Raw genomic sequence first — 23947 nt, 5'->3', positions numbered from 1 at the left:
GCAAGGAGTACGCGCATGAGCATCATCATCATGATCATCGTCGGCTTCATCGTCGGGCTGCTCGCCCGCGCGATCATGCCCGGAGACCAGAACATGGGGATCATCATGACCACCATACTGGGCATCGTGGGCGCCGTCGTGGCCGGCTTCCTCGGCCAGAAGCTGGGCTGGTACGCCCCGGGCGAACCGGCCGGCTGGATCGGCTCGGTGGTCGGCGCGATCATCGTCCTGTTCGTGGTCGGCCTGATCGCCAAGAAACGCACCTGACGCGCCGCGCGCGCACCACGCAAAGCGGGCCGATCTTTCGATCGGCCCGCTTTTTTCATGCTGTCGGACTGCCCCGGGGATCAGCCCCGCTGGCCGTCGGCAGCGGGCGCGGCGTCCGGCGCGGGCTGCGCCGCCGTGACCGTGCGCTCGGTCCAGCCGCCGCCCAGCACCTTGTACAAGGTGACCAGGTTGGACAGGCGCGCCAGGCGCGTATCGACCAGCGACTGCTGCGCGGTGTAGAGCGAACGCTGCGAATCGAGCACCGTCAGGTAGTCGTCGATGCCCTGGCGGAAGCGCTGCTCGGACAGGTCATAGGCGCGCTGGTTGGCGGCCACCAGCAGTTGCTGCGCCTGGATCTGCTCGTCCAGCGTGCCGCGGCCGGCGAGCGCGTCGGCCACTTCGCGGAATCCCGTCTGGATCGTTTTCTCGTACTGCGCGATCTGGATGTTCTTCTGCACCTTGGCCAGGTCCAAGCCCGCCAGCAGCGAGCCGCCGGCGAAGATCGGCACCGTGATCTGCGGCACGAAGCTCCAGGCGCCCGAACCCGCGTTGAACAAGCCGCCCAGGCTGGCGCTGGCGGTGCCGGCGTTGCCCGTCAGGCTGATGGTCGGGAAGAATGCGGCGCGGGCCGCGCCGATGTTGGCATTGGCGCCCTTGAGCTGGTGCTCGGCGGCGCGGATGTCCGGACGGCGCGCCAGCAGCTCGGACGGCAGGCCGGCCGGCAGCGCGGTCGGCAGCATGCCGTCGTCAAGCTTGACGGCGTTGTCCAGCGCCGCCGAGATTTCCGGCGACAGCGGCTGGCCCACCAGCAGCACCAGCGCGTTGCGGTCCTGCGCGGCCTGGCGCGTGTACTGCGACAGGTTGCGCTGGGCGGTGCGCAGTGACACTTCGGCCTGGCTCAGGTCGAGCGCGGTGGACAAGCCCTGGTCATAGCTCTGCTTGGTGAGCTTGTAGGAATCATCCTGGCTCTTGAGCGTGTCGCGCGTCAGGCTCAGCAACTCTTGGTCGGCGCGCAGCGTCAGGTAGGCGTTGGCCACTTCGGCGATCAGCGTCAGCTGGGTCGCGGTGCGGGTTTCGTCCAGCGCCAGGTACGATTCCAGCGCCTTGTCGCTCAGGCTGCGGATGCGGCCGAACAGGTCCAGCTCCCACGAGGACAGCGCGGCGCCGACCTGGTAGTTGTGGCTGGTGGTGGCCTGGCCGCTGGGCGACAGGTCGGCCGGCGTGCGCTGGGCGGTTTCCTTGCCGGCGATGCCGACGCTGGGCAGCAGGTCGGCGCGCTGGATGCGGTACTGGGCCCGCGCGGCCTCGACATTCAAGGCCGCCACGCGCAGGTCGCGGTTGTTGGCCAGCGACTGCTCGATCAGTTGCTGGAGCAAGGGATCGGCGAAGAAGTCGCGCCAGCCGATGTCGGCGGTGGCCACCGGACCGGCGGCATCGGCCTTGTAGGCCGGGCCGGCCGGATAGGCCGCCGAGACCGGCGCGTCGGGCCGTTCGTAGGTCGGGGCCAGCGAGCAGCCCGCCAGGGCCGCCGCCAGGGAAAGGGAAACCAGGGTTCTCATCTGCAGCTTCATTGCGGTTTTCCTTCGACGGACACGTCCTGCGCGTCGTTGGCGCTGGGGTCGTGCGGATCGCGTCGCGCGCTCATGCGTTCCACCTTGAACAGGCGCAGCATGATCACGAAGAACGCGGGGACGAAGAAGATGGCCAGGAAGGTCGCGGTCAGCATGCCGCCGATCACGCCCGTGCCGATGGCGTTCTGGCTGCCCGAACCGGCGCCCGAGGAGATCGCGAGCGGCACCACGCCCAGGATGAACGCCAGCGACGTCATCAGGATCGGGCGCAGGCGCTGGCGGGCGGCGTGGATCGCCGATTCCGTCAGGCTCGCCCCGGCCTCGTAGTGCTCCTTGGCGAACTCCACGATCAGGATGGCGTTCTTGGCCGCCAGCCCGATCGTTGTCAGCAGGCCCACCTGGAAGTACACGTCGTTGGACAGGCCGCGCAGCAGCGTCGCGCCCAGCGCCCCGATGATGCCCAGGGGCACCACCAGCATGACCGCGGACGGAATCGTCCAGCTTTCATACAGCGCCGCCAGGCACAGGAACACCACGATCAGCGAGATCGCGTACAGCGCCGGCGCCTGGGCGCCCGACAGGCGTTCTTCGTACGACATGCCGGTCCACTCGAAGCCCACGCCGGTGGGCAGCTTGCTGGCGATGCGTTCCATCTCGTCCATGGCCGCGCCCGAGCTGTAGCCCGGCGCCGCGCCGCCCTGGATGTTGTACGAAGGCACGCCGTTGTAGCGGTTCAGCTTCTGCGGGCCAAAGCTCCAGGTGGCCTTGGCGAACGCCGAGAACGGCACCATGTCGCCATCCTTGTTGCGCACGTACCATTTGTCCAGGTCTTCGGGCAGCATGCGGGCCGAGGCCTCGCCCTGCGCGAACACCTTCTTGACGCGGCCGCGGTCGATGAAGTCGTTGACGTACGACGAACCCCAGGCGGTGGACAGCGTGCTGTTGATGTCCGACACGGCCACGCCGAGCGCCCGCGCCTTTTCGCGGTCGATGTCGAGCTGGTACTGCGGCGCGTCCTCGATGCCGTTGGGGCGCACGCCCTGCAGGATCTTGCTCTGCGCCGCCTCGCCCAGCAGCTGGTTGCGCGCGGCCAGCAGTTTTTCATGGCCCACGCCGGCGCGGTCCATCAGCTGGAAGTCGAAACCGTCGACGTTGCCCAGTTCCATCACCGAAGGCGGCGGCACCACGAACAGCTGGGCGTCGCGCTCGGTCTTGCGGAAGTGCGCATTGGCGCGCGCCGCCACGGCGGCCGCCTTGAGATTGGCCGCGCCGCGGTCTTCCCAGTCGCGCAGTTTGATGAACAGGATCGAGGCGTTCTGGCCGCGGCCGCCGAAGTTGAAGCCGTTGACCGCGAACACCGAGGTGACGGCATCCTTCTCTTCGGTCAGCAGGTAGTTGGTGGCCTCGTCGATGACGGCCTTGGTGCGCTCGGCGGTGGCGCCGGCGGGCGTCTGGATCTGGGCGAACAGGATGCCCTGGTCCTCGGCCGGCAGGAACGCGGTCGGGATGCGGGTGAACAGCCAGCCCATGGCGATGACGATGGCCAGGTACACCACCATCAGGCGCTTGGTGCGGCCCAGGCCGCGCGCCACGGTATTGGCGTAGGCGTGGCTGCTGCGGTCGAAACTGCGGTTGAACCAGCCGAAAAAGCCGCGCTTGGTGCCATGGTGGCCCTTCGGGATGGGCTTGAGCAGCGTGGCGCACAGCGCCGGCGTGAAGACGATGGCGACGATCACCGACAGCACCATCGAGGACACGATGGTGATGGAGAACTGGCGATAGATCACGCCGGTGGAGCCGCCGAAGAAGGCCATCGGGATGAACACCGCGGCCAGCACCATGGCGATGCCGATCAGCGCGCCGGTGATCTGGGTCATGGACTTGCGCGTGGCCTGCTTGGGCGTGAGGCCCTCCTCGGCCATCACCCGCTCGACGTTTTCCACCACCACGATGGCGTCGTCCACCAGCAGGCCGATGGCCAGCACCATGCCGAACATGGTCAGGGTGTTGATGGAATAGCCGAACGCGGCCAGCACGCCGAAGGTGCCCAGCAGCACCACCGGCACCGCCAGCGTCGGGATCAGCGTGGCGCGGAAGTTCTGCAGGAACAGGTACATCACCAGGAACACCAGGATGATGGCTTCCACCAGCGTCTTGAACACTTCCTCGATCGACAGGCTGACGAACGGCGTGGTGTCGTACGGATAGACCACGTCCATGCCCGGCGGGAAGTACGGCTTCAGGTTGTTGATGGTGTCACGCACCGCCTGCGCCGTATCCAGCGCGTTGGCGCCGGGGGCCAGCTTGATCGCCAGGCCCGAGGCGGGCTTGCCGTTGTAGTAGCTGTCGATGGCGTAGGTCTGGCCGCCCAGTTCGATGCGGGCGACGTTGGCCAGGCGCACCTGGGAACCGTCGGCATTGACCTTGAGCAGGATGCGGCCGAAGTCTTCCGGCTTTTCCAGGCGCGAGGGGCCGATGATGGTGGCGTTGAGCTGCTGGCCGCGCACCGCGGGCAGGCCGCCCAACTGGCCGGACGACACCTGGACGTTCTGTTCCTTGATGGCGTTGACCACGTCGACCGTGGTCAGGCCGTAGTTCACCAGCTTGGCCGGATCCAGCCAGATGCGCATGGCGTACTGCGAGCCGAACAGCTGGAAGTCACCCACGCCCTGCGTACGGCTGATGGGATCCTGGACGTACGAGGCGACGTAGTCGGCCAGGTCGTCCTTGGTCATCGTGCCGTCGGTGGACACGAAGCCCGCCACGATCAGGAAGTTCTTGGTGGCCTTGGTGACGCGGATGCCCTGCTGCTGCACTTCCTGCGGCAAGAGCGGCTGCGCCAGCGACAGCTTGTTCTGCACCTGCACCTGCGCGGTGTCGGGGTTGGTGCCCTGACGGAACGTCAGCGTGATGGACATGCTGCCGTCGGCGTTGCTTTCCGAGGAGATGTACTCCAGGCCGTCGAGGCCGTTCATCTGCTGCTCGATCACCTGCACCACGGTGTCCTGCACCGTCTGCGCCGAGGCGCCCGGGTAGGTCACCGCGATGCCGATGGCCGGCGGCGCGATGTTCGGATACTGCGAAACCGGCAGCTTCAGGATGGACAACGCGCCGGCCATCATCAGCACGATCGCGATCACCCATGCGAAAACCGGTCTATCGATAAAAAACTTTGCCATGCAAGGCTCCCTGACTACTGCTTGGCCGCCGCGGCGCCCGCCTGCGGTTGCTGCGCCGGCTTGGCGCTGGCTTCAGAGGCAACCACCTCGACGCCCGGGCGCACCATCTGCACGCCTTCCACGATGACCTTGTCACCGGCCTTCAGGCCGTCGGTGACCAGCCACTGGTCGCCGATGGCGCGGTCGGTCTTGATTTCACGCAGTTCCACTTTGTTCTCGGCATTGACCACCAGCGCCGTCGGCAGGCCGCGCTGGTTGCGCGTCACGCCGCGTTGCGGCACCAGCAGGCCGTCGGCGGCAACGCCGTCGACCAGGCGGGCGCGCACGAACATGCCCGGCAACAGGCGGCGGTCCGGGTTGGGGAACACCGCGCGCAGCGTGACCGAGCCGGTGCCGGGGTCGACGGTGACTTCGGAGAACTGCAGCTTGCCCTGCTGGGTGTATTGCGAGCCGTCTTCCAGCGTCAGCGTGACCAGCGCGGCCTGCTCGCCCTCGGCCTTCTTCAGTTGACCGCTGGAGAGCGCGTTCTGCAGGCGCAGCAATTGCACGCTGGACTGGGTCACGTCGACGTAGATCGGGTCGATCTGCTGCACGGCGGCCAGGGCCGTGGCCTGGTTGGCCGTGACCAGCGCGCCCTCGGTGACCGAGGAACGGCCGATGATGCCGCTGATCGGCGACAGCACCTTGGTGTAGACCAGGTTGATGCGCGCGGTGTCGAGCGCGGCCTTGGCCGACAGCACGTCGGCGACGGCCTGGTCGCGCGCCGCCACGGCGTTGTCGTAGGTCTGCTGGCTGACGGCGCGGGTGGCCACCAGCGGCTTGTAGCGTTCGGCCAGCAGCGCGGCGGTCTTCTGCTGCGCCTGGGCGCGCGCCAGGGCGGCCTTCTGGCTGTCGAAGCTGGCCTGGTAGAGCGCGGGGTCGATCTGGTAGAGCTGGTCGCCGGCCTTGACCTCGCCGCCCTCGGTGAACAGGCGCTTCTGCACGATGCCGTTGACCTGCGGCCGCACTTCGGCGACGCGGAACGGCGAGGTGCGGCCGGGCAATTCAGTGGTCAGGGAAACCGGCTTGGTGGTGAGCGTGACGACCGTCACCTGCGGCTTGCCCGCCTGGGGTGCTTCCTGTTTCTTGCCGCAAGCGGCCAACGTCAGGGCCGATGCCGTCAGCGTAAGCACCGCCGCACCGCGCCACATCGCGCTTTTCTTGTTCATAGATTGCATTCCCGATTTCCAACTAAAAAGGTAGCGTCATACCCGCCCGCCGTGGCCTGCGCCCGCGGGGCGACCGCGGTGTCCGCCGGACAACCGGCGACAGCAACGGCGCAACCCGAACCGCGCATCGTTGCGGCTCGTGAGGATTGACTGGGGTGTGGTTTCGCCTCAGACATTCAGGCAGGGCTTCGACGCTTTGCTGCATTGCAGAATCGGCATTTTGCGTTATCCCGCCCGAGAAACAAAGAGGCATATTGAGAAAACATCATTCCAGATATGGGACAATAAACCGCCCCATCCTGTGACAGAATCCCTTCCATGAAACGTCTACAAGGCATGGAACTCTTCGTGGAAGTCGCCAAGACGCACAGTTTTAGCCGTGCGGCGGCCGCCCTGGGGGTGCCCAAATCGACATTGTCTCGCCAGGTGGCCGAACTGGAACGGTCGGTGGGCCTGCGCCTGCTCAGCCGCACTACCCGCAAGGTGGAGCTGACCGACGCCGGCCGGCTGTATTTCGAGCGCTGCCAGCGCATCGTCGCCGAGGCCCAGATCGCCCACGAGGAACTGCAGAAGCTGGTCGACACGCCGTCCGGCCCCCTGCGGGTGAACATGCCGGCCGATTTCGGCACCGATTTCCTGGCTGAATCGTTCATGGAATTCTCGCGCCGTTATCCCGACGTCACGTTTTTCCTGGACCTTGCCAATCCCGATCACGCGCAACGCGTGTTCCAGACCTGCGATATTTCCATCGAGATCGGCGAACTGCCCGATTCGACGCAGATTGCGAGGCTGCTGGGCATGCTGCCGGCCCATCTGTACGCCTCGCGCGAATACCTGGAGAAGCACGGGGAACCGAAGCACCCCAGTGACCTGACCCGCCACGAGTGCATCGAGTTCCGCGCCGAAGGCGCCGGCCGCGTGACCCGCTGGCCGCTCAACAGCGGCGACCAGCACATCCAGTTCACCCCCGGCAACCGCTTTTCCGTGAACGGCGTGGCAATGGCGCGGCGCCTGGCGATGCTGGGCGCGGGCATCACCGTGCTGGTCGGCGGCCAGACCGCCGAGCAGAAATCCGGCCAGTTGCGGCGCGTGCTGCCGGACTGGCAACTTGGCCCATTCCCCGTGTATGCCGTCACGGAAACCCGGCTGCTGCCCGCCAAGACCCGGATCTTCATCGAGTTCCTGATGGAGCGCCTGGGCGGCGACGGGCAGGCGAAGGATACCGCGCCCTTCATGAAATGAAAGGCGGCCGGAAACAGACTGAAAAATCTGTGCGCGGCCGGCGAGCGCCGGCCCCCTTGGCGGGCGGCATGTCGCGCCCGCCGCGTTCAGAAGCGTTCGTCGTCGCGCAGGTAGCGCCACTGGCCCAGCGGCAGGTCGCCCAGGGCCACGCGGCCGATGCGCACGCGTTTCAGGCCCACCACCTTCAGCCCGACCAGTTCGCACATGCGGCGAATCTGGCGTTTCTTGCCCTCGCGCAGCACGAAGCGCAACTGGTCGTGGTTCTGCCAGCGCACCTGGGCCGGCTTGAGCGCCTTGCCGTCCAGCGACAGGCCGTGGTTCAGCAGCGCCAGGCCGTTCTCGGAGAGTTCGCCCTGCACCCGCACCAGGTATTCCTTGTCGATGCTGGAATCTTCGCCGATCAGCAGCTTGGCCACGCGCCCGTCCTGCGTGAGCACCAGGAGGCCCTGCGAATCGATGTCCAGCCGCCCGGCCACGGCCAGGCCGTCCAGGTGGCCGCGCTCGAAGCGCTGCGGGCTGCGGTCGCCGGCAAAGCGCGAGCGCGCGTCGATCAGCGCCACCGCGGGCGTGTAGCCCTTTTCGGCCTGGCCCGAGACGTAGCCCACCGGCTTGTTGATGAGGATGGTGACGCGCGACGTCTGGCGCGCCTGCGCGGCGCGTTCCAGCGTGATGACCTGGTTCGGGAAGGCGCGCGCGCCCAGCTCGGACACCACTTCGCCGTCGACCCGCACCCAACCGCGCTCGATATAGCTGTCGGCCTCGCGGCGCGAACAGAGTCCACGCTCGGACATGAGCTTGGAGATTCGTACTTTTTCCATGGCCGGTATTGTATGCGCAGGCCCCGCCCGCGCCGCCGCCGAGCGGCCGCCAGCGCCCCTGCGGCAATTGGCCACAGGGCGCGGGGGCCAGGCCGCGCGCCGGCCTTGGCATAATACGCAGCCATGATGACCTCAGCAGCAGCACATCGCCCTCCCCTGGCCGCCGGCTGGCTGGCCAGCGCCCCGCCTGTCCTGACCCTTGCCCAGCGCCATTGGCTGTTCCGCCCCGGCGCCCTGACCGCCGGCCTGCGCCAGGTCGGCCAGGTGCGCCTGCGGGTGCTGGCCGAGTACGCCGACGGCGCGCCCGCCGACGAAGCGCACGCCATGCGCATCGCGCCCGGCGCGCCCGTCTGGGTGCGCGAGGTGCTGATGTCGGTGGACGGCATCGACAGCGTGCCGGCGCGCAGCCTGACGCCGCTGCGCGCCTCGCACGGCGCCTGGCAGGGCATGCGGCGGCTGCTGACGCGGCCGTTGGCGGACATGCTGTATCACGACAGCACCGTGATCCGCTCGCCGTTCGCTTGCCGCCGGCTGGCCTCGCCGGTGCCGTTTCACGCCACCGCCGCTGGCGCGCTGGCCGCCAATGGCCGCCGGTGCGACGCCGAGCGGGTCTGGGCGCGACGCTCGGTGTTCTGGCGCCAGGGCCAGCCGCTGCTGGTGGCGGAATGCTTCCTGCCGGATTTCTGGCGCCTGGTGGCCGGGCGCGCGGCGCCGCCGCTGGTGCCGCACCAGCGCACGCCGCGCTAGCCGCGAGGCGCCGCCGGGCGCCGCGCCGCACGCCTGCGCCCAGCACACCCCCGCCTCGTTCCCGCCGCGCAGGCGCTTACGCATGCGCGGGGCGCGGCCGGGTGTCCACCGCCAGGCAGAGCAGGCCCGTCAGCAGCGCCAGCCCCACATGGCCGATATACAGCGGATCGAAGTCCGCGTGGCTCAGCGCCCCCTTGCCCAGCAACAGCACCGTCAACGCCACCCCCAGCACCGCGCCGATCTGGCGCGTGGCCTGGTTGACGGCGCTGCCCACCGCGTAGTGCTGCGGCGGCAGGCGGTTGACGGCGGCGCCGGCCAGCGACGGCAGCACCAGGCCCACGCCCAACCCGCTCAGGATCAAGCCGGGCAGCCAATGCGCCAGGTAGGCGGGCTCGGCGCCCGGCACCAGCAGGAACCACAGTCCGCTGGCGGCGTACACCAGCGAGCCGCCCACCAGGAACGGGCGATGGCCCAGGCGCGCCGCCAGCTTGCCGGTGATGATCGCGGTGGGCATCACCAGCAGCGGGCCCGGCGTCACGGCCAGGCCCGCGCGCGGCAGACTGTAGTGCCAGACGCCGGTCATGTAGAAGAAGAAGGCGAAGAACATCATCGCGAAGGCGATGCCGAAGCTGAGCGTGGCCAGGTTCACGTAGCGATAGGTGCGATGCTTGAACAGCGCCAGATCGACCAGCGGGTGCGGCGTGCTGCGGGCCCAGCCCACGAAGGCCGCCAGCGACACCAGCCCCATGGCCGCCACCACCCACAATTCGCCACGGCTCCAGTGCGGCGATTCCGACTGCACGATGGCCAGCGCCACCGCGCCCACGCCCACCATCAGCAGCGCCATGCCGACGCCGTCGACGCGCCGCCGCGCTTCGGGCCGCACCGATTCCTTGAGGCGGCTGGCGCCGAACCAGAGCGACAACGCGCCCAGCGGCAGGTTGATGTAGAAGGCCCACGGCCAGCCGGCGGCATCGACCACGAACGCGCCCAGGCTGGGACCGACCGCCGCCGCCAGCGCGGCCACCGCGCCCCACAGGCTCACCGCCACCGAGCGCTGCGAGGCCGGGAAGGCGGCAAGCACGATGGACAGCGAGGCCGGCGTCAGCAGCGCCGCGCCGACCGCCTGCGCCACGCGCGCCGCGATCAGCCAACCGACGCTGCCCGCCAGGCCGCAGGCAGCCGAGGCCGCCAGGAACAGCAGCACCCCGACCATGAACATGCGCTTGCGTCCATGCGTGTCGGCCAGACCGCCGGACGGGATCAGCATGGCGGCGTAGACCACCGTATAAGCGTTCAGCACCCAGGACATGTCGGCGGCCGAGGCCTGCGGAAAGCCGGCGCGCATGGCGCCGAACGCGGCGTAGAGCATGGTCGCGTCCAGGGAAACCAGGAACACGGCCACGCTGGCGATCCAGAAGATCGGCCAGGGAGATTGGGCCGCGAGCGGCGCGGCGGCGGCATGGGGAGCCGCGGAGGTGGCATTCGAATGCATGTCGATCGGACTCGGAAGTGTCGTCGGAAAGGTCGCGAAGGCGTGGCGTGCGCGGTTCATGCCTGCAGGTAGACGGGCGGCTGGGCCGACAGGCCCTGCTTGACCTGGCGCGTGGCGTCGTCGGCCAGCACTTCCTCGGCGCCGGCCTCGAGCGCGTCGAAGGCCTGGCGCACCACCGATTCAGGAGTGCTCTTGGGCGAGTCCAGTCCCCGCGTCAGGTCGGTATCGACAAACCCCATGTGCAGGCCCAGCACCTGCGTGCCCTGCTCGCGCAGTTCGTGGCGCAGCCCGTTGGTCAGGGCCCAGGCGGCCGACTTGCTCATGCCGTACACGCCCAGCATCGGCCGGTTGATCCAGCTGGCGATCGACAGCACGTTCAGCAGCGCGCCGCCGCCGTTGGCCGCGAGCACCGGCGCAAAGCCCTGCGCCACGCGCAGCGAGCCCAGCAGATTGGTTTCCAGGTGGCGGCGCGCCGATTCGATGCTGCCTTCGGCCAGGAAGCCGCCCATGGCGGCGATGCCGGCATTGTTGATGACCAGTGTCACGTCCCTGGCCAGCGCGGCGGCGGCGGCCACGTCCCGGTCACTGGTGACGTCGAGCTGGATGGCCTGCACGCCCGGCAGCGTGACGCTGGCCGGATCGCGCGCGCCGGCGTAGACCTTGCGGGCGCCGCGCACCAGCGCCTCGCGGGCGAAGGCCAGGCCGATGCCGCGATTGGCGCCGGTGATGAGGACGGTGGCGTTCTTCAGTTGCATGATGTCTTTCCTTGGGTGCTGCGTTCTGGCGGGGGTCGGAAACACCGGCCGGTTATATAAATATGATGATCATCATATTCATGGAGTGAAGAAGGGCCGCGCGCGGCGGCCCGGAAAAAAGGGGTTCAGTGGGCGGCTTGACGGCCCTCGCTGTCGTACTGGTCCAGGATGGACTGGCGCGCGGCCGCCAGCATGGCCCGGCCCTGCTCGTTGTCGCCGAGCGCACGGGCCAGTTGCATGGCGCCGACCAGGTTGCTGGTGATCGCCATCGCCGCGTGCGGGCCGGCGTCGGCCGGCAGCGCCTGCCGCACCACGCCGACCAGGCCGGTCACCCGACTGGCCGAGATGTCGCGGACCTCGGGCGACTGGCGCGGCATTTCCGACGCCAGCGCCGAAATCGGGCACCCGCTTTCGCAAGCCAGCAGATGGTTCTCGGACAGATAGCTCTCGACCAGGGCGCGCAGGGGGCTGGCCCCTTCGGCGCGGCGTCGCGCCATGCCCTGCGCCATGCGCGCCGCGCCATCCCGGCCGGCGCGTTCCATCGCCGCCACCAGCATGGCATCGCGGGACGGAAAATGCGCGTAGAAGCCGCCGTGCGTGAGCCCGGCCTCTTTCATGACGTCGGCCACGCCGACGCCGGCGTAACCGACCCGCCGGATCGCGCGCGCGGCCGCTTCCACGATGCGGTCGTGGGACATTTCTTTACGGGAAGCGGGGCCGGCCATGATCAGGCACTCCTGAATATGATGACCATAATATAAATCCACCCCGCGCGCTTTGCACGCTTTTTTTGTTGCGGCGCACGATTCCTCACGGAACGCGCGCCGGCGCGGCGGAAAAGCCCCCTCAGGGCGCGCTGAAGCTGTCCAGCACCTTGCGGAACGTCCCGGCCGTGCGGTCGAAGCCCTCCCGGGCGACGCCCGGGTGATAGGCTCCAGACGAGCACATGAGGGACCAGGTGTAGCCGTCCGCCAACCGCAGCCGCACCAGCGCCACCTGGCGGTCGTCCCCCTGGGTGAGGGCCAGCAGGGCCTGGTGCGCCGGCAGCCCGGCCAGGGTCGACACCCCGTTCTCGAGCACCTTCACCTGCTGGTCGGAATACATCATGCTCCAGGCGACTTCGGGCAGGACGGCATCCTGCTCGCCCAGCGGCGCCGGGGGATCGATGGTGCGCAGCGAGACCGAACACGTCTGGTTGTCGGCCGCGGTGGCGCCAGGCTTGGCGATCATGATCATTTCCTGGCCAGCCTGCGCCGGCCCCTGCAGCAGTTCCCACCCCGCCGGGACCAGCACCTTCTGGCCGCCGGCGAACACGTGCATGCGGTCCGTGGCGGCCGTGGCCGGCTCCTCGGCGGGCGCCGCGACCGCCTGCAGCGAAAATACCATCAGCGGCAATGCCGCCCATGCCAATGCTCGGGTCTTCCTCATCCCTACGACTCCAGGAAAGGGCCTGGCGGTATCAGCGCCAGACTTCGGGTTCGATGCTGACTTCGCCCTTGTCGGCCGAGAAATACACCACGCCGTCCGAGATGTTGGCGTTCAGCTGCATGGTGCGTTCGGCCAGATTGGCGAGCGCGCGTGTCTGCTCGGACGGCAGATTGATGACCTTCAGGTTGCGGGTGCGTTCCAGCTTGTTGCGCACGCCGTCCCACCAGATCCTGCTGGCGGAGCCGCCATAGCAGTAGACGATGACCTGCTCGGCGCGGCCGCAGGCGCGCAGGATGCGGCGCTCCTCGGGCTGCCCGACCTCGATCCACAGGGTGATGGCGCCAGTCAGGTCCTTGACCCACAGGTCCGGCTCGTCGGTGTCGCTCAGCCCCTTGGTGAAGGACAGCTCTTCCTGGGCCTGCAGCGCGTAGGCCACCAGGCGCACCATCATGCGCTCGTCGGTTTCGGAGGGATGGCGGGCGACCGTCAGCGCGTGGCTGCCGTAGTAGTGCCGATCGGTGTCGGCCACGTTGAGGTCGGCCTTGTAGATAGTGGCGCGCAGGGCCATGGCGAGAAAATCCGTTGAATGGGGCGAATGACTGAAGGCCGCCATGATACCGCCTGTGGCGCGGCCGGCCCGCGCGGGCCGCGGCGAGGGCCCGCCGCTTTGCCGGCGGGCGCCCGCGCCACGGCTCAGTACACGCCGACGGAATGGCGCGCGACGTAGTGCCCTTCCCCGACCCGCACCAGCGGCTCCACGAGGGGATCGTCGCCAAGCTTGCGCATCGGGCTGGGGATTTCGTCGACCAGCAGCGAGCGCTCGCGATGGCGGCGCTGCGGATCGGCGATCGGAACCGCCGCCATCAGCTTCTTGGTGTAGGGATGCTGCGGATTCTCGAAGATGGCGCGGCGCGGGCCGATCTCGACGATCTGCCCCAGGTACATCACCGCCACGCGGTGGCTGACGCGCTCGACCACCGCCATGTCGTGCGAGATGAACAGGAACGACACGCCCAGCTCGCGCTGCAGGTCCAGCAGCAGGTTGACGATCTGCGCCTGGATCGACACGTCCAGGGCCGAGACCGATTCATCGGCGATCACCACCTTGGGGTTCAGCGCCAGGGCGCGCGCGATGCAGATGCGCTGGCGCTGGCCGCCCGAGAATTCATGCGGATAGCGGTCGATCATCTCGGGCGCGAGGCCGCACTTGTCCATCAGCCAGCGCACCCGCTCCTGCGCCGCCGCGCCGCTGGCCACGCGGTGGATCAGCAGCGGTTCCATGATGGAATAGCCCACCGTCATGCGCGGGTCGAGCGAGGCGAACGGATCCTGGAAGATGAACTGGATATGGCGCCGCAGCGTCTGCATGGCGCTGCCGCGCAGCGCGCCGATGTTCTGGCCGTCGAACTCGATCGTGCCGCTCTTGCTCTTGACCAGTTGCAGCAGCGAACGGCCGGTGGTGGTCTTGCCGCAGCCGGATTCGCCCACCAGCGACAGGGTCTCGCCGGGATACAGGTCGAAGCTGACCTTCTCGACGGCGTGCACGCGCTTTTGCACCCGGCCGAAGATGCCGCCGGTGATGTCGAAGCTGGTGGTCAGGTCGCGCACCTTCAGCACCGGGCCGTTGTCGCGGCGCACGGTGGACGGCTGCGCCACCGGGGCGGCCGCCGGCTCGGCCTGGCGCGCGGCTTCCTCGACCTTGAGCAGCGGGAACGGCGCCGGCTCGTCGGTGCCATGCATGGCGCCCAGGCGCGGCACGGCCGACAGCAAGGCGCGGGTGTAGGCATGTTGCGGCCGCGCGAAGACGTCGTCGGAACCGCCCTCCTCGACCTTGTCGCCGCGATACATCACCAGCACCCGGTCGGCCACTTCGGCCACCACGCCCATGTCATGGGTGATGAAGATCACGCCCATGTCCATTTCTTCCTGCAACTGGCGGATCAGTTGCAGGATCTGGGCCTGGATGGTGACGTCCAGCGCCGTGGTGGGTTCGTCGGCGATCAGCAGTTGCGGCTTGCAGGACAGCGCCATGGCGATCATGACGCGCTGGCGCATGCCGCCGGACAGCTGGTGCGGATAGCGGTCGAGGATGGCGCGGGCCTCGGGGATGCGCACCCGCTCCAGCATGCGCAGCGTTTCCGCGCGCGCCGCGGCCGCGTCCAGCCCCTGGTGCAGTTGCAGCGCCTCGGCGATCTGGTTGCCGGCCGTGAAGCTGGGGTTGAGCGAGGTCATCGGCTCCTGGAAGATCATGGCCACGTCGGCGCCGCGCACGCGCTGCAGCGTGCTGTCGGGCGCATTGACCAGGTCCAGCACGTCGCCGTTGCGCCGGCGCAGCAGCATGCCGCCGTTGACGATGCGGCCGCCGCCGTACTCCACCAGGCGCATCAGCGCCAGCGAGGTGACCGATTTACCCGAGCCGGACTCGCCCACGATCGCCAGGGTTTCGCCGCGGTCGACGTGGAATGACACGTTGCGCACCGCTTCGACGACGCGCTCGGGGGTTTTGAAGCGCACGGTCAGGTCGTTGACCTGGACGACGCGTTTGGGATCCATGGTTGCCATGATGATTACTTGTCCTGACGGGGATCCAGCGCGTCGCGCAGCCCGTCGCCCAGCAGATTGAAGCCCAGCACCACCAGGAAAATGGCCGATCCGGGGAAGATCGACATCCAGGGCGCCTGGGTCATGAAGTTCTTGGCGGTGTTCAGCATCGAGCCCCACGATGGGTTCGGCGGCTGCAGGCCCAGGCCCAGGAACGACAGGCTGGCCTCGGCGATGATGGCCGTGGCGATGGTGATCGTGGCCTGCACGATCAGCGGCGGCATGACGTTCGGGAACACGTGGCGGCAGATGATGCGCAGGTCCGAGGCGCCCAGCGCGCGGGCGCTCTGCACGTAGTCCTCGTTCTTGACGGCCAGCACCTGCCCGCGCGTGAGCCGGATGAACTTGGGCGCGGCCGACACGCCGATGGCGATCATGGCGTTGGTCAGGCTGGGCCCGAGGAAGGCAGCCAGCGCGATGGCCAGGATCAGGAACGGGATCGCCAGCAGCGCCTCGGTGGCGCGCGAGATGCAGCTGTCGGTCCAGCCGCCGAAGTAGCCGGCGGCCAGGCCGAACGGCACGCCCACCACCAGCGCGATCAGCACCGACACCAGGCCGGCCATGAGCGAGGCGCGGGCGCCATAGACCATGCGGCTGAAGATGTCGCGACCGAGTTCATCGGTGCCCAGCCAGTAGGACGCCGACGGCGCCTTGCGGATGGTGGTGAAGCTGGTCTGGAACGGGTCGTGGTTGGCGATCAGCGGCGCCACCAGGGCCACCAGCACGAAGAACAGCACGATGCCCAGGCCCAGCATGGCGACGTGGTTGCGTTTGAACTTGGCCCAGGCGCGGTTGCGGGCGCGGGGCGGCGTGACGGCGGCGGCCGTTGCGGGAAGTGCGCTCATGCGTGCCTCAGACGGGGATTGACCAGGATGTACAGGATGTCGGCCAGCAGGTTCATCAGAATGAAGCCCACCGCCACGCAGAGCACCACGCCCTGCACCACCGCGTAGTCACGCGTGAAAACGGCATCGACCACCAGCTTGCCGAAGCCGGGGATGGTGAAGACCTGCTCGGTCAGCACCGCGCCGGCCATCAGTTCGCCGAACAGCAGCGTCACCAGCGTGACGATCGGCATCAGGGCGTTGCGCAGCGCGTGGCGCAGCACCACGCGGCGCGGCGACACGCCCTTGGCGCGCGCGGTGCGCACGTAATCGGCGGACAATGCCTCCAGCATGGCCGAGCGGGTGTGGCGCATCAGGTAGGCGGCGATGGCGGTGGACAGCACCAGCGCCGGCATCAGCATGGTCTTGATCGACAGCCAGAAGTCCTCGCTGGGCGACACGTAGCCCGAGGCCGGCAGCAGCTTCCACTGCACCGACACCACCATGATCAGGATGATGCCGAGCCAGAAATTGGGGATCGACATGCCGGACAGCGCCGCGATGTTGGCGCCCATCTCGACCGGCTTGCCCTTGCGCACCGCCGCGACGATGCCCATGGGGATGCCGATCAGCAGCGCGAAGAACATCGCCATGGCGGCCAGCTGCAAGGTCACGGGCAGCTTCTGCCCGATCAGCGTGGTCACCGGCACGTCGGTGCGCAGCGACTTGCCCAGGTCGCCCTGCACCACCTGGGTGGCCCAGGCGACGTACTGCACCGGCAGCGGGTCGTTGAGGCGGTATTTTTCGCGCAGATAGTCCAGCACGGCCGGGTCGCGCTCTTCGCCGGCCATGGTCAGCACCGCGTCACCGGGCAGGATTTTCTGCAGCATGAAGACGATCATCGACACCAGTATCAGGGTCGGTATCGCGACGATCACGCGGCGCAAGATGAGTTTGAGCATGAGGGAAAACCGTAGAACGAAAGCGGCGGACGGAGCCGGCCCGTCAGGGCACGGCGCGCGGCCGCCGCGGGAAACGACCGGCCGCGTTCAAGCGGCCGGCGGACGCGGCGGCGAACCGCCGCGCCCGGATCACTTCTGCGCGAACGTCACGCCCTTCAGGCGGATCATGCCGTCCGGGTACGGCACGAAGCCCTTGACCTTCTTGGCCAGCGCGAACGGCCACGGCTGGTAGTAGTTGTACACGCCGGGCAGTTCGTCCTGGATGATCGTCTGCGCCTGGTCGTAGATGGCGCGGCGCTTGGTTTCATCGGGCACCATGCGGGCCTCGTTGAGCAGCTTGTCGACGTCCGGGTTGCAATAGTGGCCGTCGTTCAGCGCGCCCTTGCAAGTCACGAAGCTATGGATGTTGCCGTCCGGATCGACCCGTCCCGACCAGCCCAGCATCACCACCTGGAAATTGCCGCCGGCCGATTCTTTCTGCAGCGCGGCGTACTCGGTGGGCCGCAGCGACAGGTCGAAGCCGGCCTCGGAGGCCATGGCCTGCACCATCTCGGCCACCGACGAGGTGGTGGTGTTGTTGCCGAACATGACCTCGGCCTTGACGCGGTCGAAGCCGGCCTGCTTGAGCAGCGCGCGGGCCTTGGCCACGTCGCGCTTGGTCACCGGGAACTTGTCGCTGTGGTAGGGACTGGCGGGCGGAAACGGCTGCTGCGCCGGTTCGAAGATGCCGCCGCCGGCCACTTCGTTGATGGCGTTGCGGTCGATGGCCAGCTGGAACGCCTGGCGCACCAGCTTGTTCTTGAACGGGTTGTCCTCGGCGCGCTTGCCGTTGGCCACGTTGAACATGAACTGCTGGAAGCCCAGGCCCGCCACCGGCGCGAAGGTCAGGCTGGCGTCGCTCTTGACCTGCGCCGCGTCCGACGGGTTCAGGCGCTCGAGCAGGTCCAGGTCGCCGGCGCGCAGGTTCGACAGGCGCACGGTGGTGTCCGGAATCGGCAGGAAGGTGATGCGCTTGAAGGCGTAGTCCTTGGCGTCGTAGTACTGGTCGAATTTCTCCAGCACGACGCGGTCGTTCTGGATGCGCTCGACGAACTTGTACGGACCCGAGCAGATCGGCTTGCGGCCGACCGCGGCCACGTCGGCATCGGCGAACGACTTGGGCGACAGCATCATGCCGGCGCGGTCGGACAACTGCGCCAGCAGCGTGGCGTCGGGCTGCTTGAGGGTCAGCACCAGGGTGCTGGCGTCGGGCGCCTCGACCTTCTCGACCGAGGCCAGTTCGCCCTTGCGCAGGCTGTCGGGCAGCGTCATGGCGCGTTCCAGGTTGGCCTTGGCGGCGGCGGCGTCGAACTTGCTGCCGTCATGGAACAGCGCGTCTTCGCGCAGCTTGAAGGTCAGCACCTTGTTGTCCGGGCTGAACGACCACGAGGTGGCCAGTTGCGGCACGAAGTGCAGCTTGGGATCGATGTCCACCAGCTTGTCGCACAGCGAGGTGAAGACGATGCGGCCGACGTAGGTGCGGGCGCGGTGCGGGTCCAGCACGTCCGGATCTTCCTGCAGGCCGATGCGAATATTCTGCGCGCAGGCGGCGCCGGCGGCCAGCGCCAGCACGCTGGCGCCGAAGGTCATGGTAAAGCGTTTCATTGTGTTTGTTCCCCTTGTGGCTGCAATGCCGGGTTGCGATGCCCGGCGGCAAGGCGCGTGTCAGAAGCCCACGGCCTGGCCGTCACGGCGGCTGTCGCTGGCGGCGACGTAGCCGAGCTCGTTGTCGCTTTCGGACATGCGCCAGATGAATTGGCCGGCGCCGAAATCCATGTACGGATCGTCCACGGATTTCAAAGCATGCCCGAGGTCTTTCAGGCCCGCAATAGTGGAAGCCTTCATATTGGTCTCGATATCCAGCGTGAAATCGCGGTTGACCTTCCAGCGCGGGGCGCAGCAGGCGGCTTGCGGGTTCTGGTGGTAGTCGACCATGCGGATCACGGTCTGCAGGTGGCCCTGCGGCTGCATGTCGCCGCCCATCACGCCGAAGCTCATGACCGGCTTGCCGCCGCGCGTCAGGAAACCCGGGATGATGGTGTGGAACGGCCGCTTGCCGCCCTCGACCACGTTGGCCGACTTGGGATCCATCGAGAAGCCGACGCCGCGGTTCTGCAGGCTGATGCCGGTGCCCGGCACGACCACGCCCGAGCCGAAGCCCATGTAGTTGGACTGGATGAACGAGATCATCATGCCGTTCTCGTCGGCGGCGGTCAGGTAGATGGTGCCGCCGGCGGCCGGACGGCCGGCGCTGAAATGGGTGGCGCCGTCCAGGCGGATCAGCTTGGCGCGGCTGTCCAGGTAATCGTCCGACAGCATCTGCTCGGGCGTGACTTCCATCGAGCGCGGGTCGGCCACGTACTTGTAGAGGTCGGCGAAGGCCAGCTTCATGGCCTCGATCTGCACGTGCTGCGACTGCACCGAGTCGACCGGCAGGTCGGCGATGTTGAAGCGCTCGACGATGCCCAGCGCGATCAGCGCGGCGATGCCCTGCCCGTTCGGCGGGATCTCGTGCAGCTCGTAGCCGCGATAGGACCGCGAGATCGGCTTGACCCACTCCGGCCGGTAGCCGCGCAGGTCTTCCAGCGTCATGGCGGCGCCGCATTCCTGGCTGAAGGCGGCGATGCGCTCGGCCAGCTCGCCTTCGTAGAAATCGCGGCCCTTGGAGGCGGCGATGCGGCGCAGCGTGTGGGCCGCGTCCGGAAAGCGGAAGTGCTCGCCGACCTTGGGCGCGCGGCCCTCGGGCATGAAGGCCTGGGCATAGCCCGGCTGGCTGCTCAGTTCATTGGCGGCGGCGGCCCACTTGTGCGCCACCACCGGCGGCACGGCGTAGCCGCGCTCGGCGATCTCGATGGCCGGTTCGAACAGTTGCTCGAACGGCAGCTTGCCGAGCTTTTCGTGCAGCGCGGACCAGCCGGCCACCACGCCCGGCACCGTGACCGCGTCCCAGCCGCGCTTGGGCTGGATCGCCAGGCCGTCAGCGCCGACGCCGTACTTGCGCTTGAAATACTCGACATTCCAGGCGGCCGGGGCCACGCCGGAGGAATTCAGGCCATGCAGTTCCTTGCCGTCCCAGACGATGGCGAAGCAGTCGCCGCCCAGGCCGCAGGAGACCGGCTCGACCAGCACGATGGTGGCGGCCGCGGCGATGGCGGCGTCAACCGCGTTGCCGCCCTTGAGCAACATGCGCAGGCCGGCCTGGGCCGCGAGCGGGTGCGAGGTGGACACCACGTTGCGCGCGAACAGCGGGATGCGGATGGAGGGATACGGATTGACCCAGTCAAAGGATTTCATGGCGCCTGTCTCACATATAGGTAAGCAGGCGAAGGTACTCCCGTGATCTAATTAAATCAATTTGATTTTTTGTTCGGTCATAAAAGAAATTTTTGTGAATTGACCCCATGAGTACGATCCGTTTCCTGCGCACTTTCCTGGCCGTCGCCCACCATGGCTCGTTTTCCGAGGCGGCCGAGCAGGTGGCCCTGACACAGGCCGCCGTCAGCTTCCAGATGCGCTCGCTGGAGGCGGAATTGGGGCGCGAGCTGTTCGACCGCAGCGGCCGGCTGGCCATCCTGAATGCGGCGGGCCGGGAATTGCTGCCGGAAATCAAGCACTTGCTGGATTTATACGACCGCATGCGACTGCCGCGCACCGTGCCGGGCGAACTGGCGGGGTCGGTCTCGGTGGGCAGCATCGTGTCCTGCATGGGCACCCTGTCCAAGGTGGTGTCGGGCATGAAGAAGTCGCACCCCAGGCTGGACGTGCGCATCCTGTCGGGCAAGGCCAGCGAACTGGCCGGCAAGGTCGAGGACGGCGAACTGGACGCGGCCTTCCTGGTGGAGGCCGGCCGCAAGATGGCCAGCACCCGCTGGACCCCGCTCTATGAAGAACCGCTGGTGGTGATCGCCCCGCCCTCGGCCGCCGGGCGCGACGCGCGCCAGGTGCTGGCCGGCAACCCCTTCCTGCGCTTTGACCGCACCCAGCGAACCGGCCTGCAAATCGACCGCCTGCTGCGGCGCCTGGCGGTGCCGCTGGACGAATTCCTGGAACTGAACGCGATCGAGACTCTGATCGAACTGGTGCGCCAGGAGGTTGGCGTGACGCTGCTGCCGCTGATCAACGGCTCGAACTGGCGCGACAGCCCACAGCTGCGCATCCTGCCCCTGCCCGACGACCTGGGGCCGTCGGCGCGCGCCATCGGCATGCTGGAGCGGCGCGAACACGCCCGCCAGGGCATCACCTCGGCCATCTGCGAAGCCTGCGCCGCGGCCTTCCGGGCGCGCGACGCGCAGGCGGCGGCGTAGACCCGCCACGAATGGCAATGCCCCGCGCCGTCTCCCCGGGGGCGGGAGCGGCACGGGGCGTCGCATCGGGCCCGGCCGTGGCCGGCCGCGCCCGCGCAGCGGGCCTTACTGGCCCATCGCCGGATCGGTGATCGACGCCTTGCCCGTCTCCACCCGGCCGGCGAAGCGGCGGAGGTAGGCCGGGTCCTCGTTCAGGCGCGCCGTGAAGTCGTACCAGCTGCCGCTGGCCTTGAGCGACCACGACTGCTCGACCTGGCCGCCGGCCGGCACCGTGATCGTCCACTTCTCGTTATTGGTGTAGTAGGCGTTCGGCGTGATGACGAAGGTGCAGGGCTTGGCGCCGCTGTTGATGAAGCTGGTGTAGACGTCGCCGTTGGCGATGTCGTAGCAGACGCGGATTTCCGCGCCCAGGCCTTCGGCGCGGGCCAGCGCCAGATCGCCGGCAAAATGGCGCAGATAGCCGTTCGGGCCCATCACCCACAGGTCGTACTTGCCGCCATCGGCGGCCACGTCCCAGCTGCCTTCGAGCTGCTTCTCGGGCTCGACCGCGTAGCGGCGCGGCAGGCGGTCCAGGTGCAGGCGGTCGTACACGTGGAACACGCCGGCGGCGCTGCCGGTGTTGGCGAACACCAGCCACATGGCGCTGCTGCCGGGCTGGGCGCGGCCGCTGGTGTGCATCTCGTAGGGCAAGGCGCGCGACGGACGCACGCCGGTTTCCTGCCTGGGCCTGGCCTGGGTGGTGGTGTCGGGCAGCGGCACCTGGGCCAGCGCCTGCTGGTCGGCGCGGGTCTGGTCCGCCGTGGCCTTGGTCCACATGGTCAGGTCGGGCAACTGCTCGCTGTTGGGCGTAGCGAAGTTGAAGGCCGAGGTCAGGTCGCCCAGCACCGCGCGGCGGTAGTCGCTGATGTTGGTTTCCTTGACGCCGAAGCGCGCTTCCAGGAAGCGCAGCACCGAGGTGTGGTCGAAGGCCTGCGAGTTGACCCAGCCGCCGCGGCTCCAGGGCGAGACGACGTACATCGGCACGCGCGGGCCGGGGCCGTACACGCGCTTGTCGGCCGCGTCCTGCAGCGACGGCTTGATGTGGCGCTCCAGGTCGGTGTTGATGGTGGACGCGCCCGCCATCGAGCCGTCGGGATTGAGCGACGGCGCGGCCGGCGACGGCACGTGATCGAAGAAACCGTCGTTCTCGTCGAAGTTGATAAGCAGCACGGTCTTGCTCCAGACGTCCGGGTTGGCCGTCAGCGCGTTGAGCGTCTCCTGGATGTACCAGGCGCCCTGCACCGGGCTCGACGGGCCGGGGTGCTCCGAGTAGTTGGCCGGCGCCACGATCCACGACACCTGCGGCAACGCGCCGTTCAACACGTCGTCGCGGAAGGCTTGCAACAAGCCCCCGTCTGGCATGGTGTTGGCCACGCCCTTGTAGAGCGGGTTGCCACTGTCCGCCGCGGCCGTCCAGGCCGGCGGGCTGGGATTACTGGCGGCCGGATCATTGCCGGACAGTTCGTAAGCCTTGCGGAACTGGCGGAAACCCGCCAACGGATTGTCGGTGAAGTTGTCCGGCAGGTTCTGGTAGACCTTCCAGCTGACGCCGTTCTTCTGCAGTTTCTCGGGATAGGTTTCCCAGGTCCAGCCCGTGGTGGACACGCCCAGCCCGTCCCATTGGTTGCGGGTCGAGGGGCCATTGCCCTGCGCCAGCGGATCGTTGGTGCCGGTCCAGTGGAACAGGCGGTTGGTGTTGGTGCCGCCGTGCGAAGAACAGTGATAGGCGTCGCACAGCGTGAAGGCCTCGGCCAGCGCGAACTGGAACGGCAACTCCTGGCGCGTGTAGTAACCCATCGACTGGTTCTGCTTGTAGCGCGGCCATTGGTACAGGCGGCCGCCGTCCCAGGCGTTCTGCGCGTCCGGGTAGTCGTGCGGCGTGCCGGACACGCGCTGGGCGTTGCCCTTGGTGCTGTCCAGATGGTACGGCAGCACCACGCGGGTGCCGTTGGTCTGTTCCCAGACCGAGCGGTTCTGCGGCAGCGGCACGGTAATGCGGTCGCCGAAGCCGCGCACGCCCTTGAACGTGCCGAAGTACATGTCGAACGAGCGGTTTTCCTGCATCAGGATGACCACGTGCTCGACGTCGTTGATGGTGCCAGTGCGGTTGTTGGCGGGAATCGCCAGGGCGCGGCGGATGGCCGGCGGAAACATCGACAAGGCGGTCAGGCCGGCGGTCGAGGCGGCGGCGTTGCGCAGGAAGCGGCGCTTGCCGGCGTGGATCGGGTCTTTAGCGGACGTCACGGATGCTATTCCTTGGATTCTGAAAAAAGCGCGGCTTCAGGGCGCGCAACGCAGTTGGGGCTTGACCGGCTGGGTCGGCGTCTCGGGCTGGGTCCCGGGGTTGGTGCCGGCGTCGTCGTCATCCTTGTCGCCGCCGCAGGCGGTCAGGACGGCGGCCACCATCAGGGCGGCGCCCGCGCGCAGGCAGGCGCGCAAGATCGGGGAGGCAGTGTTCATGTCGTATC

20 protein-coding genes are annotated in these 23947 nt (G+C 68.1%); 4 read left to right on the top strand and 16 right to left on the bottom strand.

The window, feature by feature from the left end:
• Positions 1–15: 15 nt before the first annotated feature.
• On the top strand, positions 16–267 hold the full coding sequence (locus tag ABFG95_RS26245) for a GlsB/YeaQ/YmgE family stress response membrane protein (RefSeq protein ID WP_049074432.1): 252 nt from the start codon (positions 16–18) through the stop codon (positions 265–267).
• 80 nt (positions 268–347) lie between these two features.
• On the opposite strand, the gene adeC is transcribed toward ABFG95_RS26245, so the two are convergent.
• The 3 genes from adeC to ABFG95_RS26230 are packed head-to-tail and all read right to left on the bottom strand — an operon-like array spanning position 348 to position 6225.
• Complete coding sequence (adeC, locus tag ABFG95_RS26240) at positions 348–1838, bottom strand: AdeC/AdeK/OprM family multidrug efflux complex outer membrane factor (RefSeq protein WP_049074433.1); 1491 nt, start codon at positions 1836–1838, stop codon at positions 348–350.
• A complete protein-coding gene (locus ABFG95_RS26235) occupies positions 1835–5017 on the bottom strand; it encodes an efflux RND transporter permease subunit (RefSeq protein WP_054504140.1) in 3183 nt (1060 codons plus the stop codon). Before ABFG95_RS26235 ends, adeC begins: the two co-directional genes overlap by 4 nt.
• Before the next feature lie 14 nt (positions 5018–5031).
• A complete protein-coding gene (locus ABFG95_RS26230) occupies positions 5032–6225 on the bottom strand; it encodes an efflux RND transporter periplasmic adaptor subunit (protein WP_049074437.1) in 1194 nt (397 codons plus the stop codon).
• 318 nt (positions 6226–6543) lie between these two features.
• Between ABFG95_RS26230 and ABFG95_RS26225 the strand changes: the two genes are divergently transcribed.
• Entirely contained in the window at positions 6544–7467 is a 924-nt protein-coding gene (locus ABFG95_RS26225; RefSeq protein ID WP_225856667.1) for a LysR family transcriptional regulator, read from the top strand.
• Between the two features lie 86 nt (positions 7468–7553).
• On the opposite strand, the gene ABFG95_RS26220 is transcribed toward ABFG95_RS26225, so the two are convergent.
• Positions 7554–8285, bottom strand: coding sequence for an rRNA pseudouridine synthase (locus ABFG95_RS26220; RefSeq protein ID WP_049074441.1), 732 nt, complete (start codon positions 8283–8285; stop codon positions 7554–7556).
• A 126-nt stretch (positions 8286–8411) separates the two neighbouring features.
• Between ABFG95_RS26220 and ABFG95_RS26215 the strand changes: the two genes are divergently transcribed.
• Positions 8412–9032, top strand: coding sequence for a chorismate lyase (locus ABFG95_RS26215; RefSeq protein ID WP_049077900.1), 621 nt, complete (start codon positions 8412–8414; stop codon positions 9030–9032).
• A gap of 76 nt (positions 9033–9108) precedes the next feature.
• On the opposite strand, the gene ABFG95_RS26210 is transcribed toward ABFG95_RS26215, so the two are convergent.
• The 10 genes from ABFG95_RS26210 to ggt all read right to left on the bottom strand — a co-directional run bounded on the left by ABFG95_RS26210 (position 9109) and on the right by ggt (position 20430).
• The gene (locus ABFG95_RS26210) at positions 9109–10527 is read right to left on the bottom strand and encodes a DHA2 family efflux MFS transporter permease subunit (protein WP_348995086.1); all 1419 of its coding nucleotides are present in this window, start codon (positions 10525–10527) and stop codon (positions 9109–9111) included.
• A gap of 56 nt (positions 10528–10583) precedes the next feature.
• Positions 10584–11282 carry an SDR family oxidoreductase gene (locus ABFG95_RS26205; RefSeq protein ID WP_348995085.1) on the bottom strand — a complete coding sequence of 233 codons (699 nt, stop codon included), beginning with the start codon at positions 11280–11282 and terminating at the stop codon, positions 10584–10586.
• 125 nt (positions 11283–11407) lie between these two features.
• Positions 11408–12007, bottom strand: coding sequence for a TetR/AcrR family transcriptional regulator (locus ABFG95_RS26200; RefSeq protein WP_049074448.1), 600 nt, complete (start codon positions 12005–12007; stop codon positions 11408–11410).
• Between the two features lie 121 nt (positions 12008–12128).
• Positions 12129–12710, bottom strand: coding sequence for a hypothetical protein (locus ABFG95_RS26195; RefSeq protein ID WP_144419142.1), 582 nt, complete (start codon positions 12708–12710; stop codon positions 12129–12131).
• 31 nt (positions 12711–12741) lie between these two features.
• Complete coding sequence (locus ABFG95_RS26190) at positions 12742–13278, bottom strand: YaeQ family protein (RefSeq protein WP_049074453.1); 537 nt, start codon at positions 13276–13278, stop codon at positions 12742–12744.
• Positions 13279–13403: 125 nt separating this feature from the next.
• Positions 13404–15263, bottom strand: a complete 1860-nt coding sequence (locus tag ABFG95_RS26185; RefSeq protein ID WP_104010920.1) for a dipeptide ABC transporter ATP-binding protein — start codon at positions 15261–15263, stop codon at positions 13404–13406.
• A gap of 14 nt (positions 15264–15277) precedes the next feature.
• Positions 15278–16156, bottom strand: a complete 879-nt coding sequence (gene nikC, locus ABFG95_RS26180; protein WP_049074457.1) for a nickel transporter permease — start codon at positions 16154–16156, stop codon at positions 15278–15280.
• Positions 16153–17097 carry an ABC transporter permease gene (locus ABFG95_RS26175; RefSeq protein ID WP_049074460.1) on the bottom strand — a complete coding sequence of 315 codons (945 nt, stop codon included), beginning with the start codon at positions 17095–17097 and terminating at the stop codon, positions 16153–16155. The genes nikC and ABFG95_RS26175 overlap by 4 nt, the downstream gene beginning before the upstream one ends.
• Positions 17098–17226: 129 nt before the next feature.
• Positions 17227–18741 carry an ABC transporter substrate-binding protein gene (locus tag ABFG95_RS26170; protein WP_278992442.1) on the bottom strand — a complete coding sequence of 505 codons (1515 nt, stop codon included), beginning with the start codon at positions 18739–18741 and terminating at the stop codon, positions 17227–17229.
• Between the two features lie 60 nt (positions 18742–18801).
• A complete protein-coding gene (ggt, locus tag ABFG95_RS26165) occupies positions 18802–20430 on the bottom strand; it encodes a gamma-glutamyltransferase (RefSeq protein ID WP_049074464.1) in 1629 nt (542 codons plus the stop codon).
• 107 nt (positions 20431–20537) lie between these two features.
• Here ggt and ABFG95_RS26160 point away from each other — a divergent pair, with 107 nt between their 5' ends.
• On the top strand, positions 20538–21440 hold the full coding sequence (locus ABFG95_RS26160; RefSeq protein ID WP_348995084.1) for a LysR family transcriptional regulator: 903 nt from the start codon (positions 20538–20540) through the stop codon (positions 21438–21440).
• Positions 21441–21545: 105 nt separating this feature from the next.
• Here ABFG95_RS26160 and ABFG95_RS26155 read toward each other — a convergent pair whose 3' ends face one another.
• Together ABFG95_RS26155 and ABFG95_RS26150 are read right to left on the bottom strand one after the other, a co-directional pair.
• Positions 21546–23723, bottom strand: a complete 2178-nt coding sequence (locus tag ABFG95_RS26155) for a phospholipase C, phosphocholine-specific (protein WP_175146668.1) — start codon at positions 23721–23723, stop codon at positions 21546–21548.
• Positions 23724–23759: 36 nt separating this feature from the next.
• Complete coding sequence (locus ABFG95_RS26150; protein ID WP_049074472.1) at positions 23760–23939, bottom strand: hypothetical protein; 180 nt, start codon at positions 23937–23939, stop codon at positions 23760–23762.
• Positions 23940–23947: the final 8 nt, after the last annotated feature.

This window comes from Achromobacter sp. HNDS-1, assembly GCF_040084795.1.
GTDB lineage: Bacteria > Pseudomonadota > Gammaproteobacteria > Burkholderiales > Burkholderiaceae_B > Achromobacter > Achromobacter ruhlandii.
Note: the sequence above shows the minus strand (reverse complement) of the source record. Positions and strands in the feature narration are given on the sequence as shown.

Bases quoted from the DNA above. Each gene is read 5' to 3' on its own strand.
- ABFG95_RS26225 (WP_225856667.1), top strand. From the start codon at position 6,544: ATGAAACGTCTACAAGGCATGGAACTCTTCGTGGAAGTCGCCAAGACG.
- ABFG95_RS26235 (WP_054504140.1), bottom strand. From the start codon at position 5,017: ATGGCAAAGTTTTTTATCGATAGACCGGTTTTCGCATGGGTGATCGCG.
- ABFG95_RS26210 (WP_348995086.1), bottom strand. From the start codon at position 10,527: ATGCATTCGAATGCCACCTCCGCGGCTCCCCATGCCGCCGCCGCGCCG.
- ABFG95_RS26230 (WP_049074437.1), bottom strand. From the start codon at position 6,225: ATGAACAAGAAAAGCGCGATGTGGCGCGGTGCGGCGGTGCTTACGCTG.
- ABFG95_RS26220 (WP_049074441.1), bottom strand. From the start codon at position 8,285: ATGGAAAAAGTACGAATCTCCAAGCTCATGTCCGAGCGTGGACTCTGT.
- ABFG95_RS26190 (WP_049074453.1), bottom strand. From the start codon at position 13,278: ATGGCCCTGCGCGCCACTATCTACAAGGCCGACCTCAACGTGGCCGAC.
- ABFG95_RS26160 (WP_348995084.1), top strand. From the start codon at position 20,538: ATGAGTACGATCCGTTTCCTGCGCACTTTCCTGGCCGTCGCCCACCAT.
- ABFG95_RS26205 (WP_348995085.1), bottom strand. From the start codon at position 11,282: ATGCAACTGAAGAACGCCACCGTCCTCATCACCGGCGCCAATCGCGGC.
- ABFG95_RS26245 (WP_049074432.1), top strand. From the start codon at position 16: ATGAGCATCATCATCATGATCATCGTCGGCTTCATCGTCGGGCTGCTC.
- ABFG95_RS26200 (WP_049074448.1), bottom strand. From the start codon at position 12,007: ATGGCCGGCCCCGCTTCCCGTAAAGAAATGTCCCACGACCGCATCGTG.
- ggt (WP_049074464.1), bottom strand. From the start codon at position 20,430: ATGAAATCCTTTGACTGGGTCAATCCGTATCCCTCCATCCGCATCCCG.
- nikC (WP_049074457.1), bottom strand. From the start codon at position 16,156: ATGAGCGCACTTCCCGCAACGGCCGCCGCCGTCACGCCGCCCCGCGCC.
- ABFG95_RS26175 (WP_049074460.1), bottom strand. From the start codon at position 17,097: ATGCTCAAACTCATCTTGCGCCGCGTGATCGTCGCGATACCGACCCTG.
- ABFG95_RS26170 (WP_278992442.1), bottom strand. From the start codon at position 18,741: ATGAAACGCTTTACCATGACCTTCGGCGCCAGCGTGCTGGCGCTGGCC.
- ABFG95_RS26185 (WP_104010920.1), bottom strand. From the start codon at position 15,263: ATGGATCCCAAACGCGTCGTCCAGGTCAACGACCTGACCGTGCGCTTC.
- adeC (WP_049074433.1), bottom strand. From the start codon at position 1,838: ATGAAGCTGCAGATGAGAACCCTGGTTTCCCTTTCCCTGGCGGCGGCC.
- ABFG95_RS26195 (WP_144419142.1), bottom strand. From the start codon at position 12,710: ATGAGGAAGACCCGAGCATTGGCATGGGCGGCATTGCCGCTGATGGTA.
- ABFG95_RS26150 (WP_049074472.1), bottom strand. From the start codon at position 23,939: ATGAACACTGCCTCCCCGATCTTGCGCGCCTGCCTGCGCGCGGGCGCC.
- ABFG95_RS26215 (WP_049077900.1), top strand. From the start codon at position 8,412: ATGACCTCAGCAGCAGCACATCGCCCTCCCCTGGCCGCCGGCTGGCTG.